The following is a 17,619-nucleotide window of genomic DNA, read 5'->3' on the forward strand; positions in this document are numbered from 1 at the left end:
GTTCCTTACTTATTCAGCCGCCGGGGTTGTGGCCGGTGTATCCAGCCAGTCCACCTTGTTCATTTTGCGTACTACCACCAGTTCATCGCGGTTAGTACCTACCGTACCGTAGTAATTGAATCCCCAGGACAATTGAGCATAGCCACCAATCATATGAGTCGGTTTCATTACTACTTTAGTCACAGAATTGTGGATACCGCCACGTTTGCCAGAGAGCTCCGAACCGGGCACGTTGACAATTTTTTCCTGTGCGTGATACATCAGAATCATGGTTTCCGGCACACGCTGGCTAACAACAACGCGCGCGGTTAATGTGCCGTTGACATTAAATACTTCCACCCAGTCGTTATCCTGCAAACCGGCACGTCTAGCATCGATTTCCGACATCCATACATGCGGACCACCACGAGATAAAGTGAGCATGCGCAAGTTATCAGAATAGGTACTGTGAATCCCCCATTTCTGGTGCGGGGTGATGAAATTCAGCACAATTTCTGGATTTCCGTTGCTTTGATGGCCTTTGACATTGAGTGTGGTCTTCAGGTCTACCGTTGGCCGGTAAGAAACCAACCCTTCACCAAACAAACGCATCCATTGATGATCTTGGTAAAACTGCTGACGTCCTGTCAGCGTACGCCATGGAATCAGTTCATGTACATTGGTATAACCAGCGTTGTAGCTGACTTTTTCACTTTCTAGACCAGACCAAGTTGGCGACGAAATAATTTTACGCGGCTGCGCCTGAACATCACGGAAGCGAATGGCATCGTCTTCACGTGCAATCGCCAGATGAGTATGGTCGATACCGGTATTTTTAGACAAAGCCTCCCAAGCCTTAACAGCTACATGACCATTGGTTTCCGGCGCTAAAGTCAAGATCATTTCTGCTGCATCAATAGCACTGTGTAGTTTCGGCTGTCCTTTTGACACACCATCGCTTTGCGTATTGTTGAGCTTGCGCAGTAAATCCACTTCTGCCGCGGTCTGCCAGCTAATCCCTTTGCCTCCGTTGCCAATTTTTTCCAGCAACGGCCCTACAGAAGTAAATTTTTCATAAATGGTGCCGTAGTCACGCTCTACTACTGTCATTTTTGGCATGGTTTTACCCGGTACTGGTTCGCACTCACCCAGTTTCCAGTCTTTAGGGTCAAATGGCTGAGCCAATTCTTCTGGACTATCATGCATCAATGGTGTTAACACCAAATCTTTGCGCACGCCTAGATAATCTTTAGCGGTTTCAGAAAATGCCTTGGCTAGACCACGGTAAATATCCCAGTCTGTACGGCTTTCCCATAATGGTTTCACTGCCTCGCTTAATGGATGAATAAACGGATGCATGTCCGAAGTATTCAAATCGTCTTTTTCATACCAAGTAGCTGTAGGCAGCACGATATCAGCATATAAGCAAGTAGTAGACATACGGAAATCTAACACTGTAAGCAAATCAAGCTTACCTTCAGCAGCAGGCCGTATCTTCACATCCATCGGCTTAATGGCATCTGTCTCATCGCTCATTAATGCATTCTGTGTACCCAGCAGGTATTTCAGAAAATATTCATGCCCCTTGCCAGAAGAACCAAGAATATTTGAACGCCATACAAATAGGTTGCGCGGGAAGTTTTGTGGATTGTCTGGATCATTACAAGCCATATCCAGCACACCGGCTTTCATCTGCTCAACCGCAAAGGCAATCGGGTCTTTGCCCTGCGCTTCCGCGTCAAGGGTCACATCCAATGGATTGCGCGCCAGTTGCGGTGCAGAGGGCAGCCAGCCCATACGCTCCGCTTTTACATTGAAGTCAAGCTGACTCATATTAGCCATCTGGCCTGCATGAGTAGGTGCAATCACTTCTGCCATATCCAGCTTTTCGTGTCGCCACTGGCTGGTATGTGCATAAAAGAACGACGTACCATTCATTTGCCGCGACGGACGGTTCCAGTCTGCAGCAAAAGCAAGCGGCGCCCAGCCAGTTTGCGGACGCAGCTTTTCCTGTCCTACGTAATGGCACCAGCCACCACCGCTCTGGCCAATACAGCCACACATCATCAGCATATTGATAATGCCGCGATAAGCCATATCCATGTGGTACCAGTGATTCAGACCAGCCCCCACAATTACCATACTGCGGCCATGGGTTTCATGCGCATTTTGCGCAAATTCGCGCGCCACCTGAATCACCAGCTCTGGCTTAACACCCGTATGTTTCTGCTGCCACAGAGGTGTATACGGTACATCAGCCAGATAATCATCTGTCACACCATCACCACCAAAGCCGCGGTCGATACCATAATTGGCACACATCAAATCAAATACTGTGGTGACCAAAATTTCTTTGCCATCGACACCTGTAATTTTTTTAACCGGAATATTTTTCACAATTACTTCGGCTGCATCTTCGCCACCAAAGTAATCAAAAGACACCCCCATAATCGCATCATGATTTTCGGCCAGCGAAATCTGAGCCTGAATATCGGCACTGTCGGATTTTTCCGCGCGCAGATTCCATTTTCCCTGCTCGCCCCAGCGGAAACCAATCGAACCTTTTGGCGCTACAATATCGCCGCTATTTTCATCTATTACCAAAGTTTTCCATTCAGGATGATTAGTTTCATCCAGACCGCCGGCCATCTGGCTAGCACGCAGGAAATAACCCGGCAGCAAACGACCATTGTCCCGATTCAATACCACTAGATTCGGCATATCGGTTAAGCGGCGGCAGTAATCAACAAAATAAGCCGATGGATTCTGCAAATGAAACTCTTTCAGAATCACATGTCCCATCGCCATCGCCAGCGCTGCATCTGTACCCTGCTTCGGCGCCATCCAGATATCACTGAATTTCACCATTTCGCCATAATCAGAAGACACCGCAACCGTTTTCGTACCCTTATAACGTACTTCAGTGTAAAAATGCGCATCTGGTGTACGTGTCATCGGCACATTTGAGCCCCACACCATCAGATAGTTGGCGTTGTACCAATCCGCAGATTCAGCTACATCTGTTTGTTCGCCCCATGTCTGCGGACTGGATGGCGGCAGGTCACAGTACCAATCATAAAAGGACAGCGGCACCCCGCCAATTAAGCTTAGATAGCGTGAACCAGCAGCGTAGCTCACCATCGACATTGCCGGAATCGGCGAAAAACCAATTACACGATCAGGGCCAAATTCCTTAATTGTAAATGCATTGGCAGCGGCAATAATTTCATATGCCTCATTCCAGTCCAAACGCACAAAACCACCCAAACCACGCTGAGATTTATATTTTTTTGCACTTTCTGGATTCTGAGTAATACTCTGCCACGCTTCAATCGCGCCCAGGCTTTGACGTTTCTCGCGCCACATGCGCAGCAAAGACGCACGAATCATCGGATATTTCACCCGCTGAGCTGAATACACATACCAACTGTAAGAGGCACCCCGCGGGCAGCCACGTGGTTCATGATTTGGCAAATCGGCACGCGTACGCGGATAATCTGTCTGCTGCATTTCCCACGTAATCAGCCCATTTTTAACAAACACGCGCCAGCTGCAGGAACCTGTACAGTTCACCCCATGCGTCGAACGCACCACTTTGTCATGCTGCCAACGCTGGCGGTAAGCATCCTCCCACTCGCGTCCTTCAGCTACCACCGCACCATGCCCGGCAGAAAAAGTTTCCTTGGTTTTACGTAAAAAATTTAGTCTGTCTAAAAAATGGCTCATGAATTTGTGCTCCACAGAGGCCTCAGCCCCTAACAGTTTCTTATTGATTTATAATTTTTAAGCGCTATCGTCCGCGACCACAGCGCCATAACAGCAAACTAGCAGCGCGTTACTGATTGCTTACGCACATAAAACCAGTAATTAATCAGCAGACAGCTCACATAGAAAACAATAAAGCCCCACAATGCCATCGAAACACTGCCAGTAACCTCAATCGAAGAACCGAAACTTTTTGGAATTAGAAAACCACCATACGCGCCGATGGCACCCATAAAGCCCAGCACCGTGGCTGATTCTTTAGTAGCATGCAATTCCGCACTCTTAACATCACCCTGATGCAAGTGACGGTGAAACAACGAAAAAATCCGTGGTGCCTGCGCATAAGTCGAACCATTACCAATACCACTGAACGCAAACAACAGCATAAAACTACAAAAGAAACCAACAAAATTGCCAGAATTGCTACCCATCGGCTGGCACACCAGTACCCCGATTACCCCGACAATCATCATGGCATAGCTGATTTCAGTTAATTTTGCTGCCGACATCCGGTCAGACAGCCAGCCACCGACTACACGCAGTATCGCGCCAACAAACGGACCCAGAAATGCTAGCTTAATGGCATCAATATGCGGAAAAGAACGGCTAATCAACAACGGAAAAGCAGCTGAAAAACCAATAAACGAACCAAACGTACCCACATACAGCCAGCACAAAATCCAATTGTGCAAACGTTTGAAAATAATTGACTGTTCTTTTAAAGAAGAATGCAGGCTACCAATATCATCCATACCAAACCAAGCTGCCAACGTACTGAGTACGATAAATGGCACCCAGATAAAGCCGGCATTTTGTAACCACACCTGCGTTGTACCCTGTGGCGTCGTAATAGTTTGTGCATCACCACCCAGTGTTCCAAACAGGCAGGTCGTAATCGCCAGTGGCACCGCTATCTGCACAGCAGATACCCCTAGATTACCTAGACCGGCATTAATACCCATGGCCTGACCTTTTTCCGCTTTCGGAAAAAACAGACTGATATTGGACATCGAAGAGCTAAAATTTGCCCCGCCGAAACCACACAACAGTGCCAGCACAAACATCGTACTGTATGAAGTATTAGGATTCTGTACAGCAAAACCCAAACCTAATGCAGGAATCAGTAAGCTGGCAGTGGAAATCGTTGTCCACTTGCGTCCGCCGAAAATCGGAATCACAAAAGAATAGAAAATTCGTAACGTGGCACCCGAAAGAGCAGGCAGCGCAGCTAGCCAAAACAGCTCGTTACTGCTGAACTTAAACCCCACAAGTGGCAGTTTCACCACTGTCACACTCCAAACCTGCCAGATAGCAAACGCCAGCAACAAAGCAGGAACAGATATCCATAGATTTCTGCGAGCCACCGTACGGCCTTTGCTTTGCCAAAACTGACTGTCCTCTGGACGCCACTCTTTTAAAATTTTACCCATATCAACCTCAGATTATTGATGCTTCTGATTTTTCAGAGAAAAATGCATCCAGATTAAGCTAATACACACGGTACCAAACATCAGCATAAATGAGCTGGAACGAACACCAGTCCAGTCCACCAACACACCGAACATAATCGGTAGCAGAAAACCACCTAGCCCACCAGCCAAACCGACCACGCCTGAGACAGTGCCCATATCTTCCGGAAACTCATCAGAGATAAACTTAAATACAGATGCTTTACCTATCGCCAAAGCCACACCCACAACAAATAGCAAAATCGTAAATACCGTAGCATTCAAACCAATATGCATATCAAGATGACCGCTTACCGTACGGATAGACATCTGCGTCTGCGGATAAGACAACAGAAAAAATGCAATCCAACAAACCCACATCACAGCCCAAGTCACTTTATAGGCACCGTATTTATCCGACAGCCAGCCTCCGAAAGCACGCAACACTCCTCCTGGCAAAGAAAAACACGCAGCCAGTAAAGCAGCTTGTGTGAGTGAAAAGTGATATTCACCAACGTAATAACTCACCATCCACAAAGAAATACCCACATAACCGCCAAATACCACAGAATAGAGTTGACTATATTTCAATACTTGAGGATTTTTCATCAGCAATAGCTGTGCTTTCAGACTAGGCTGTTTGGCATTGGCTAATTTCGGTTCTGGATAACTGAAAAACCAGAAAAGCAAAGTAATCACCAATAAAATTACTGCATATACCCGCGGTACTGCCTGCCAGCCATAAGCAGTAATCAAAACCGGTGCCAGAAACTTATTCAGCGCTGCGCCCGCATTGCCTGCGCCAAAAATACCCATGGCAAGACCCTGCCGATCCTTACGAAACCACTTTGCCACATAAGGTGTACCAACAGAAAAAGAACCGCCTACAAGACCCAGCCACAATGCAATCCACAAAAACTGGCTATATGTATGCGCATATTCCAGCAGCCAGACAGCAGGTACACACACCAGCATTAAAAGAAAAAATACAATCCGGCCACCAAAACGATCTGCCCAAATACCCAACGGCACCCGAATAAGCGAACCAGACAACACCGGCATTGCAGTTAGCAAACCAAACTCTGTTTCATTTAAATGCAGCTGTTGTTTAATCGGCAAACCTAGTACAGCAAATACCATCCAAATCATGAAGCAAATGACAAAAGCAATCGTACTGGACGTCAGCACTGTTACCGACTTTCTGACTTCAGAATTCATCTTGCACTTCCCCCAAAAAAATTTATCCTAGTGTACGTAATCCCTCTTTCATATCCCATTAGTCATCAGATGCAGAATCGATACTTCAAAAGAACAACCATATATAAGCAAACTGGCCTATTGACAAAATCAATAGGCCAGTTCAAAACGCAAAATTAAAAAAATTACACAGCTACTATCCCATCACAATTTATCCAAACCGTGTTCAACAGCATAAACTGCTGCTTGAACTCGGCTCCCAAGATTAAGCTTGCGCAAAATGTTCTGCATATGAACTTTTACTGTACTTTCAGTTACTTCCAGATTGCGCGCAATAAGCTTATTACTGTTACCACGTGCCAGCCAGCGTAAAATCTCCCGTTCCCGTGGCGTTAGCGGTTCCTTCAACTCATGTTTTACAGGTTCCTTCCGCCTAAGTTGCGTCACCAGCTTACTGGTCATTTCGGGTGAAAGCACACTGTCACCATTGATCGCTTTTTCAATACTATCAAGCAGAAATTCTGTATCAATATTTTTAAGCAGATAACCCCGTGCACCTAGGCGCATACATTCCACTAAATCACCACCGTCTTCAGATACAGTGAGCATCAGCACCACTTGTTGAGGATTATGGCTCATCATTTGCGGCAGTGCCTCTAACCCACGCATCACAGGCATATCTAAATCCAGCAACACAGCATCAGGTTGTAACTGCTGTTGCATTTTTACCCCTTCCAGCCCATCAGTAGCCTCACCCACTACTTCAAAACGCTCACAGCTATCAATTAAAGCACGCAAGCCACGCCGAAAGAGCGTATGGTCATCCACAATCAGAATCCGGTACTTTTTTTCATTAGCCATCATTAATTTCCCAAAAGAATTACTCCTGAGTATGGATATACTGACGTGGTACCATCAGCTCCACACATGCTCCACCCCCCACCCGTGCAGAAATTTTCAACTTTCCATTAATTTTAGCGGAACGCTCTTTCATTATATGTATACCCACATGTCCTTGCTGCTCCTTCTGCAGGAGTGTATCTTCAGCAAAACCAACACCATCATCCTCAATTTTCAGATTCAGCCGGTCTGCCATATAAGCCAAACATACTTTAACAGCATCTGCATGAGCATGTTTACGCACATTTGACAAAGCCTCCTGCACAATAAACACTACCTGTAATTGCACCTCTGGCTCAACTTCATAAACATCACCTTCAACAGACCAATCAACAACAATATCAGTTTGTTGTTCAAATCGCTTCATTACTCCTTGCAATGAGCTAATCAGCCCTTCCGTTACCAGCCTAACACGAAAATTCGATAACAATTCGCGTACATCATCATAACATTGCTGAATGCCCTCATTAATAAATTCAAGAGTCTGTGCAGCCTGTTGTTTTTTATGCTCACCTAACGCTTTTTCCAGCACCTGCACCTGAATATTCAGAAATGAAAGCGACTGAGCAATACTGTCATGCAAACCCTGTGCCATCAGATTACGTTCTTCCAGAATAGCCATCTGTTTGTCCAACTCATTTAGACGCATACTTTCAATAGCAATCCCAAACTGACTACACACAGTAGAAATCAAGCGCTGATTTTCTTCACTCAACGCAAAGGGCACTTTAGCAAACAGATGCAGCATACCAATTTCATCATCCACAGACTTCACCGCAAAGGTTAAACAAAACGGCAAAACCTGTCTTATCTGGCAGAAACGATTACGCTCATCAACAATAGCCAATGATTCAGTTTCAACTACCGGCACAGATTGCAACATCTGAGCACAACGCCCACCATCACAGCGATAATCTCTGAATCTATCCACCTGCTTTTCAGTCAGCCCATCAGATCCAGCCAGCTCAAGCCTCTGAGAATGCCGATTTTTCAACTGCACCACACAGGCATCCGCACCACTAAACACCTTCATTTTATGCATAAACACCTGCACAAGCACTGATAACTCATGCTGTTCTTGAAACAATGATGTCATAGCATACAAAACAGCCAAATCTTGATTACGCTTTACTAGCGCCTGTGTTTGTTCCGCTACCCGATTTTCCAGAGTGTCATAAACTTCATTTAGCTTAGCAGCCATTAAGTTAAAGCCTTGCGCTACCTTACCAAATTCATTAGCTGTGCCCACTTGCAAGCGCGTATCAAAACGGCCTTTACCAATCTGGCCAATACCCTGATTCAAACGGAGTAACGGTGCGATAACTAAATGGTGCAGTAACAGAAGAGAAACAATTGCAGAAAAAATAGCCATCAACAGCACAAGCACCTGTAACCAGCGCAACAACTGAATATTATGAGTATTATCCTGCTCAATCAGCAGTACCAGACGATCAATCACCGCAGTAAATTCACGAGCTTCAGCCAAAAAGGCCGCATCGCTCAGACGTCCATTTAAATAAGCATTACGGTCACCAAGAAAATCCTGTAACTGCTCCTCAATCTTTACTACTTGTTGCAGAAGCTGCTGATGCCGCCGTCCATTAACAAAACCGGTTTCATGCAAATCATGCAAATGCGTCAGAATTTCTTCAAACTGCCGTTGCTCCTGCTTAAACTGTTGCTCCGCTCCTGGTGTTTTCGTTACCAACACCATATAAAATACCCGTTTGCGTAAACTCCCAGCTTCATTTATTGCCATACCCAGCTCTTCAAGCCGCCAAGACGTATTCAGCGACAACCCTACTAAACTGGTAGCCAAAAACAGCCACACAGCAATAAGCACCACCAATACTTTAGAAAGCTTCTGCCCACGTAAAAACCAACGGTCAAATTTTTGCCACAAACTTTTCATATCACCCTTGCCAATAACAGAAGGCACAGTAACTTAAACTATAACTATAATATTATTTTGAATTTAAAATCCCCTAACATGATTGCGAGCATCAAATAAATTATTATTTTTTGAAATTTTGTTTATCATTCAAAATAAATTATTAAGATTATAAAACATCAACTATCATACTATTTACCTATTCTATTATTTTTAAATACTGAAAAAAATTAAAACATGACAAAGCATGAAAACACTAGAAACCAAGTTAATCACATTTAAGGTTTAAATATTTACATCGTCAGTATTTCCAAAATAAAAAAATAAGGTGTTAACAGCATTAACATTTTTAGTTTACTGACACATATAGACATATTCCCTATTTTTGCCCAGAAATTTTTGATCGATATGGACAATTTAATTTACCGTCTTCTGTAAGAAACAATATAAGAAGATAGGAAAAATAACTTGGAGCAAATTGTTTTAAATCAGTTAGCTTTACAAAATCCTATTTTAATTTATTTTATATTTAAGATAGACAATGCCAGCATATACACTTTATAATCATTATTAACAAATTCAGTAATTTACTTTACCTGTATTTTCTTAATAAGAGGATGAAATGGCAAAACCTGACTTCAAAACTATGTGGACAAATTTTCAGTACGTTAATGTACCCGTTAAAGAAGTAGGGAAAAAAATTGGAGGTAAAGTTCAACAAAATATTGATTCAGAAATTTTCCAGAATGCTTGTGCAATACGAATGAGCTATGCATTAAATTATTCAGGTTTTCCTATCAATCGAGATTCAAGATGGAGCACATCTTCCGGTGCCGACAAAAAATGGTATATATTTAAAGTTACTGATCTAATTCGATTTTTAGAATGTAATTTTGGTAAACCAGACATTATTACCAAATCTACTACGAATATGAGTCAATTTAATGGAGTGAAAGGTCTATTAGTATTTAATGTTTCTATTTGGTCGGATGCGTCGGGTCATGCCACATTATGGGATGGAAGCAAATGTTCTGACCACTGCTATTTTGACGATGCAAATGAGGTGAAAATGTGGAAATTAAAGTAAAACTAATTTTTAGTCTAATAGTAATTTCGATTTCTTCTGCATTCGCACAGGCGCGCCCTCCGTTAAAAAATGATTTGGAAAATTTTACCTTGAGTTATTGTCTTGCTCAGAGTGAAAGCGGAGACATAATGCAGCGGGAGGCAAAAGCAGCTGTAGGCGCCTATGTTGAACTTGGTCGCTATCCTGCTGAAGCTTATGAAGAAGCAGCACTGGTTGCACGCAAGTACTCAAAGCGTCCTTATAAAAGTTATCAAGAAGGCGTACAGCTAATATTAATGAAATGCATAGATGCTTCACAAAGCAAAGAAATAAAATCAATTAAAAACCGTTTTTCTCAGAGAAAATAATTTTTTACTGAAAATTATATAGATGAAACAAAATTCCTGTTTTCAGATTATTTATTTACAGATAATTCAATAATTTTATTCGTATTTATATAACTTTAATTATCAGGTTTATCCCATCTTAATTAGGCATAAACGAATATACCTTTTCAACACGTGGTAGATGTAAACGTTTCCAACTTTCACAATAAAATAAATTTTTTTGTGTATTAGTTTGTGATCTAAAACGAATTATAATTATTTAAATACATGTAATATATTTTCAGTAAATCATTAATATTTTATATATATTTGCTTTAATCTAGCCAAAATCCTTACCATGTATAGCAAAAAATTTCTAAAACTCATACCTTATTTTCTGGTATCAATATCAATCAACACCATTTCCCAAACATGGGCTCAAAATATATATACCATCGAAAAAATATCTCCCAACGGATTGATTACCGTTTCTTTATCTGTACCAGTTAATACTACCAACAATAAAAATACACAACTATCCTTACGCGACGATATACCAGTTACAAAATCACAAGTTATAAATGTAAGATGCGGACAAACCAAACTGAAACATGACAAATCAGGAAACTGGCTGCTCCCAACAACTTGTAATAAAGTTACCTGGCAAGTAAAACCAGAGCTATCAGATAATAAACCCATAGATTTGGCTAACCAATTAACACTCAAACTGAAAAAAGCAGGCTGGATATTATTTTCAGAATCTTCTTCTTTATTGCGGATCAAACATTCTGAGAGCGCCTCTGTACTCACTAGTACAAACAATATCCCCTTGCTTGGCGCCACTTCAACGTTGTACGGATGGGCTATCCCACCGGTAGGTACTGCTCCAGAATTTTACATCATCGGACAACCTGAAACTCAGCAAAAAATCATAGCAGACCTTCCCGTCACCTATGTAATAGACAATCCACAACAAACCAATTGGTCTGAATTGCAGGCTTTACATCAAAAAACCCTACGTTATTTCACAACTATTCTTTCTCTACCCGCAGACCTACCAAGCAATGAAAAATCATTATTGCTTATTTGGCTAGGAACAGAAGCTAAAAACAAACAAGTAAATGGATCAGCAGGCAGAAGAAGCTTTATTGCCAATTATGTATATGAAAGAAATCACCGAATCAGTACAAGTGATAATATGCATAGCCTTTTAGTTATTGCCCATGAGCAATTTCACCAGTATGCCGATATGGTACGTTACAAGCACCCTGTAGATACATCTGTCTGGATAGAAGAAAGTTTAGCTCAGTATTACGCTTTAAAATCTATGCAAAAAGCTTTATCTGCAGATGAATTTGAAGCTATTAAAAATAAATTCTTGTCACAAGATCAAAATATTTATTTCAAATTTAGTGAGATTGAGCAACAAATTAAAGAAAACAATTACAAAAACTATTCCCTCTTATATAGCCAAGGACCAAAATTTTGGTATGCCATGGATCAGGCACTGCTGTCTTCTTCACAAGGTAAATATGGGCTCGATTCATTATTACCTGTACTAATAAACTCTGACTGCCAAAATGGTCAACTTCCAGCTGCTTTCGTTCAAAAAGCAAACGAAATTGGAGGTAATCAAATAAATAATCTATTAAAACAATATGTTCAATAAAAAGTAAATCAAGAAATTTGAAAACAAAATTTTAAATAAGGAAAATTTCTTCTACAAATAACCGTAGTATAAATATACTATTTTAAATCAGATACAACCCTACAGATTTTGGTTTGTAGTGAGTTTTTTCGCATTCTTTTTATTATTTTCTAAAACATAGAATGAATGAATTAAATCATATCCGGTAAACACCGTTCACAAAGGAGCGAAATGTTTCTGTTTTACAAATCATACTTCTACTTCTAATCATCCGTATAAGAATTTATATAACGCAACAAATTAAGATTAAACAGTATAAGATAATCTGAGGCCTATTTGTGTTTATTTTAATTTCACAACTTGCTACAAATTCTGCATCCATCCATTTTATCGCAGTGAGTTTATGATTAAAAATCCATACAGAATCTATGATAAGTTTTTTACTAAAACAGCTCATTTTCAATGGCTGTTGGTATTTAAAAAATATTTTTTTACCAATTTCATATTTTTTACTGATTATTCATATTTCTATTAATATCTACAAAATAATAAAAAAATGGATTAATGACTATCAATTCAGTTTCGAACTTTTCAAAAAAGATTATTAATAAATTTGATACCTGTAAAAATACCGCAAAAGAATACAGACTTCGGCAACTCTCCCTTTCATAAAACCTAAGCTGCCGAATCAAAATAATCAAACAATATCGAAGTAAACAATAAAATGTCTCATAAAGAATTTATTGCTATTTATCTGCCAAATAAACGTATATCGTAAATCTGCTTAAAACATTCTCTGTTCAAATCGATTCGGTTTACCTGGCAATAACATAAGAATAATAAACCAGATTTGACCAATAATCGGTATCAGAGTAATCAAAATCCACCAACCCGAGCGATCAGTATCATGCAAGCGCCTAAACTGTAATGATAAAGTAGCAATCCATACTACAAATCCAATTACCAAAACTACAAAATTAATTGTCCAGTCACCCCATGTATAAATATCATTAATCGGATGGCCAAGCATTTTTTCAAGTACATACATCAGCAACATACCCAGTACATAGTTGATAACAATCGGCCACCAATAATCAGCACGGTTAGAAGTTCCAGAAAAATTAAAAATGTTGTGCCAGAAACGTTTATAAGACTCAATCATAAATCTATCTCCTAATAATAACCCGTATATATTTACACACTTAAAGACATAAATTTTTATTTCATAAATAGCCAAATTCATCTTAAAACTTATTTTTTTTTACTTCAAACCGTTTAATAATCAAAACAATTAATTACAAAATTTATTTTTCTTATAAAACCTTACGTAAATATTGAGTGTTTTAGCTTTTACCTTTTTAATTAATACAATATTTAATTACTTATCAGCAATATTTTGCACTTTCATCTACTATTTATTTTATTAAACATTGCTGACAAAGCAATACCAAGTAAAACAGCCAAAAATGATTTAATAAAATTTGCCTGTTTATTGATTTTTTTCAAAATAACTGTTCATTAAAACAACAGAATCACAACATATTAATTAAATCTATACATATAAATACGCTGTTTTAACCATAGCTCTAGAATAATATTAATCAGACAAACTAGTTAATAAATATATAGATATCATATTAATAATATAATAACTTATAGACTTAATTGACTAATCAACTCATAAATAAAAAACCGCATACATAAAGTACACGGTTTGAATAAACGATATTTAGAATAACTAATCATCTAGATGGTTATTTTGCGGAGCAAGTACAGTACGATTCCCATTTCCTTCTGCAGCAGAAACAATTCCCTCTGACTCCATTTGTTCCACCAACCGAGCTGCACGGTTGTATCCAATACGCAGCTGACGTTGTACCGAAGAAATACTCGCTTTTCGAGTTTTTACCACCAGTGCCACTGCTTCATCATAAAGAGGATCCAACTCTTCTTCACTATTGCGTGGTGACGCATTGCTAAACATATCATCATCACTGACACCGGCCGTTAAAATATCATCGATATATTTCGGCTCACCAAACTGTTTCAGATAATGCACCACACGATGCACTTCTTCATCAGCCACAAATGCCCCATGCACCCGTTCTGGATATGCTGTACCGGGAGGTAAAAACAGCATATCACCCTGTCCCAGCAGATTCTCAGCACCCATCTGGTCAAGAATGGTTCGGCTATCCACTTTGCTGGATACCTGAAAGGCAATTCGTGTAGGAATATTGGCTTTAATTAGGCCAGTAATTACATCTACACTCGGCCTCTGTGTCGCTAGTATCAAATGGATACCGGCCGCCCGAGCTTTCTGCGCCAAACGGGCAATCAGTTCCTCGATTTTCTTGCCTGCCGTCATCATCAGATCAGCAAATTCATCTACCACAACCACAATATAAGGCAGCTTTTCTAATGGTTCTGGGTCGTCGCGATTCAGCGAAAACGGATTAAATAGCTTTTTATTTTGCGCTGCTAGCTCAGCAATTTTCTGATTGAAACCGGCCAAATTACGCACACCAGCATGGCTCATCAACCGGTAACGTTTCTCCATTTCATTTACACACCACGTTAACGCATTCGCCGCTAACTTCATATCCGTCACTACTGGTGCCAATAAATGCGGTATACCTTCATAAATGCTTAATTCCAGCATTTTAGGGTCTATCATAATGAGACGCACATCTTCCGGAGTAGCTTTAAACAGCATCGACAGAATCATTGCATTAACACCCACTGATTTACCCGATCCAGTGGTACCCGCTACCAATAAATGTGGAGCTTTGGCCAAATCGGTCACCACCGGCTGTCCAGTAATACCCTGACCCAACGCCAGCGTCAGTTTAGAACGTGATTGCTGAAATACCGGAGCCGAGAATATCTCACTCAACCGAATAATCTGCCGTTTCGGATTAGGAAGTTCCAACCCCATACAGGTTTTACCCGGAATAGTCTCAACCACACGTATAGATGCAAAGCCCAGACTGCGCGCCAAATCCTTTTCTAAGTTTACAACCTGACTGCCACGCACACCCTGAGCCGGTTCAATTTCATAGCGGGTGATAACCGGACCAGCAAAAGCATCTATTACTCGTACCTTAACTTTGAATTCAGCCAGTTTTTCTTCAATGGTAATCCCATTTTCAAGTAAGGTTTCTTCACTCTGGCGTGCAGCAGGGTCATAATGCGGCGGCAATAATAAATCCATACCCGGAAGCAAAGGTTTTAAAGACGGAGCTGGTATTGATTTTTGAGGTGCAGTCTGATGCAGTGCCTTTCGTAATGCCATGCCGATTGCTGTTTGTGAATCGGATGCAGGAGAATTTATTTGCTTTGTAGGCAGCGGTTGTTGATTCAAACGGGTAACCACACTCACGCTTCTAACTTCTGGCTCTGTTTCAGATAGACTTTTTTGCACCTGTACCGGCACTAAATCTGGAGTTGTTTCAGACTCATTAACGCTGGAAGCATCTGACAACCAATAATCATAAACTTTTGAATCAGTATTTTCTTCTTCCGCTGCGGCCTGCTCAGAATTAAAAGATGATACTTCTTTCTGTTCTTCAGAATCGTTGAAATACGGGTCTTCAGTGGCCAGCACAGGATTTTCAACCACATCCGCTTCTTTGCTGCTTTCCTCATCGGTGTAGGAAACAACTGCATCATGGGTAGGGTTTAAATCACTAAAAGAGGTCGCATTTGCATAGCCATTACTACTTATACCTGACACAGGTGGTGGTATATCCGGCGCATACGGAAATTGATTTCCTACAGAGGGATCAGCATCATGCATAATGCTGTCACGATGTTCGTCCTCATCAAATACTGAAGAGTTGTAATCATCATCTACAGTAAAAGAATCATCCGCTGATGGTACCGCAACTACTGGCGCAGCAGCCATGGCTGCCGGCATCAGCTGAAAAGGTGTAAAACGTGTAGATAGTGGTGTATGTTCACTGCCTGCCACTCCTGTATAGGGGCTTACGGCCGACATATCAGCTACTGGAGTAGTCATCCGCACAGCATGGCGCTTACCAATTCGAGCAGCCGCCGGAATCACACTTTCGCGTACTACAGGCCGCTGAAATTTCTGCTTATTTAAAGGTGAATCGGTTTTAGCCAAATTAGCGTAAATTTCATCTTCCGCAATAACCGGTACACTATAGCCAGAATTAGCATGAGTGAACGTTTCCTGATGGCGCTGACGAGCCAATCTCTGGCGCAACAAATTTAAACGGATATCTTCTTCATTTATGACATGAACCCCATTGTGTTCACTACGCTGTCTAGGTTCGTGATGAGCGTGAGCAGAAAGGGAGTTTGCTGCATGTGCCAGATGCGAAGGAACGCCAACTGAGTTTCCCAATTTGCGCTGAGTAGCCTGCTGTAAATCATTTAAATCGAAATTTTTCAGCGCCCGAGCCTTGAGCAAAGCGGCTTGTTCAGCCTTAGTATGCAAGCGAACTCTGTTTAACGCCGGATCATCAGGAGTAATTTCTCTGGCATGCCTATTCTGCTGTTTTTGGCTATTTACTGGCTTATGCTGCCAGTTAATCTGTATCACCTCTAGCGCCGGAGCAGATTCAGCTACCGCATCCGTTAGAGGATGAGTAGCTACCTTACGTGTAGCTTCTGCTAATGTGATAACTTCCAGTTTTTTCTTCTGATTAAATACCACCGCTGGCTCAGCCACTTCTTCACTGCTTACCAAAATTTTTTCTGTAGTGGACTCTTCTTCCGTATCTGCTATCAGTTCCTTATCAGTGTAGGAGACATCAACCACTTTTGGTTCAGACTCAGTTTTATTTTCGGCGGAAGATTGCATTTCCTGTGTTGAGAAAGAATCTGCTATCGGCAACTGTGTTTTGTTTGCTTCCGGCATCTCTTCAGCAGTTTTTGCCTTCGACTGTAGATATTCTTTATCTAGCGTAGCAGGATAAGGCGTTTCGGTTTTTAAAGGTTTCGGGCTTGCCTCAGTTACAGTAATCTGTCGGGCTAGAGGATGTTTTATGGGCAGCTGAGGCTTGCTCGCTACAGAATCCATTGCATCAAGCTCAGCTTGTACATTCTGCTCTGATGTTGCTGACGCAATTTCCGCCGGTGCTGCTGGTACTTTCTGTAAAGAATGTTGTGATTCTGCTGACGATTGTACTTTCTGTTGCTGCTGACTACGCCGCACTGCTAATTTTCTCACTATACTTTTCAGCAATGATACAGGAGCCGGAGCTGGAGACGACACTTTACTGTGCTTTAAATGCTCTTCATAGCGGGTTAAATAGGTCATTTCCAGCTGCCATTTACGCTCTTCAATATTGCGCCACCAGAGTAATGCGCCTATAGCCATAATTAACAGTAATAATACAATCCACCACATACGTATTCACGCTGCCTTT

Annotated in this window: 10 protein-coding genes and 1 pseudogene; 3 read left to right on the plus strand and 8 right to left on the minus strand. The window is 41.4% G+C overall.

The window, feature by feature from the left end; translation table 11 throughout:
* Positions 1-9 precede the first annotated feature (9 nt).
* From J3U67_RS02475 to prli42, 6 genes and pseudogenes are all read right to left on the minus strand, one after another.
* Positions 10-3,705, minus strand: a complete 3,696-nt coding sequence (locus tag J3U67_RS02475; protein ID WP_267390169.1) for a nitrate reductase subunit alpha — start codon at positions 3,703-3,705, stop codon at positions 10-12.
* Between the two features lie 98 nt (positions 3,706-3,803).
* Positions 3,804-5,174, minus strand: a complete 1,371-nt coding sequence (locus tag J3U67_RS02480) for a NarK family nitrate/nitrite MFS transporter (protein WP_267390167.1) — start codon at positions 5,172-5,174, stop codon at positions 3,804-3,806.
* A gap of 12 nt (positions 5,175-5,186) precedes the next feature.
* Positions 5,187-6,410 (minus strand): MFS transporter, encoded by a 1,224-nt coding sequence (locus J3U67_RS02485; protein ID WP_267390166.1) that lies wholly within the window; start codon positions 6,408-6,410, stop codon positions 5,187-5,189.
* A 183-nt stretch (positions 6,411-6,593) separates the two neighbouring features.
* Positions 6,594-7,250: a response regulator gene (locus J3U67_RS02490; RefSeq protein WP_267403796.1), complete on the minus strand. Its 657-nt coding sequence runs from the start codon at positions 7,248-7,250 to the stop codon at positions 6,594-6,596.
* Between the two features lie 19 nt (positions 7,251-7,269).
* Positions 7,270-9,201, minus strand: coding sequence for a histidine kinase (locus tag J3U67_RS02495; RefSeq protein WP_267403610.1), 1,932 nt, complete (start codon positions 9,199-9,201; stop codon positions 7,270-7,272).
* A gap of 44 nt (positions 9,202-9,245) precedes the next feature.
* Positions 9,246-9,320 (minus strand): annotated as a pseudogene (gene prli42, locus J3U67_RS09205) (stressosome-associated protein Prli42); the annotation flags it as partial.
* A gap of 482 nt (positions 9,321-9,802) precedes the next feature.
* Between prli42 and J3U67_RS02500 the strand changes: the two are divergent.
* The 3 genes from J3U67_RS02500 (at position 9,803) to J3U67_RS02510 (ending at position 12,241) form a co-directional block, all read left to right on the plus strand.
* Positions 9,803-10,267 carry a type VI secretion system amidase effector protein Tae4 gene (locus J3U67_RS02500; protein WP_100140036.1) on the plus strand — a complete coding sequence of 155 codons (465 nt, stop codon included), beginning with the start codon at positions 9,803-9,805 and terminating at the stop codon, positions 10,265-10,267.
* Positions 10,252-10,614 carry a T6SS amidase immunity protein Tai4 family protein gene (locus J3U67_RS02505; RefSeq protein WP_267403612.1) on the plus strand — a complete coding sequence of 121 codons (363 nt, stop codon included), beginning with the start codon at positions 10,252-10,254 and terminating at the stop codon, positions 10,612-10,614. Before J3U67_RS02500 ends, J3U67_RS02505 begins: the two co-directional genes overlap by 16 nt.
* 316 nt (positions 10,615-10,930) lie before the next feature.
* Positions 10,931-12,241 carry a hypothetical protein gene (locus J3U67_RS02510; protein WP_267403614.1) on the plus strand — a complete coding sequence of 437 codons (1,311 nt, stop codon included), beginning with the start codon at positions 10,931-10,933 and terminating at the stop codon, positions 12,239-12,241.
* A gap of 763 nt (positions 12,242-13,004) precedes the next feature.
* On the opposite strand, the gene J3U67_RS02515 is transcribed toward J3U67_RS02510, so the two are convergent.
* Together J3U67_RS02515 and J3U67_RS02520 are read right to left on the minus strand one after the other, a co-directional pair.
* Positions 13,005-13,382 carry a DUF805 domain-containing protein gene (locus J3U67_RS02515; protein WP_267403616.1) on the minus strand — a complete coding sequence of 126 codons (378 nt, stop codon included), beginning with the start codon at positions 13,380-13,382 and terminating at the stop codon, positions 13,005-13,007.
* 576 nt (positions 13,383-13,958) lie between these two features.
* On the minus strand, positions 13,959-17,600 hold the full coding sequence (locus J3U67_RS02520; protein WP_267390162.1) for a DNA translocase FtsK: 3,642 nt from the start codon (positions 17,598-17,600) through the stop codon (positions 13,959-13,961).
* Positions 17,601-17,619 lie beyond the last annotated feature (19 nt).

Source organism: Snodgrassella sp. B3837 (assembly GCF_026535955.1).
GTDB classification, from domain to species: Bacteria; Pseudomonadota; Gammaproteobacteria; order Burkholderiales; family Neisseriaceae; genus Snodgrassella; species Snodgrassella alvi_E.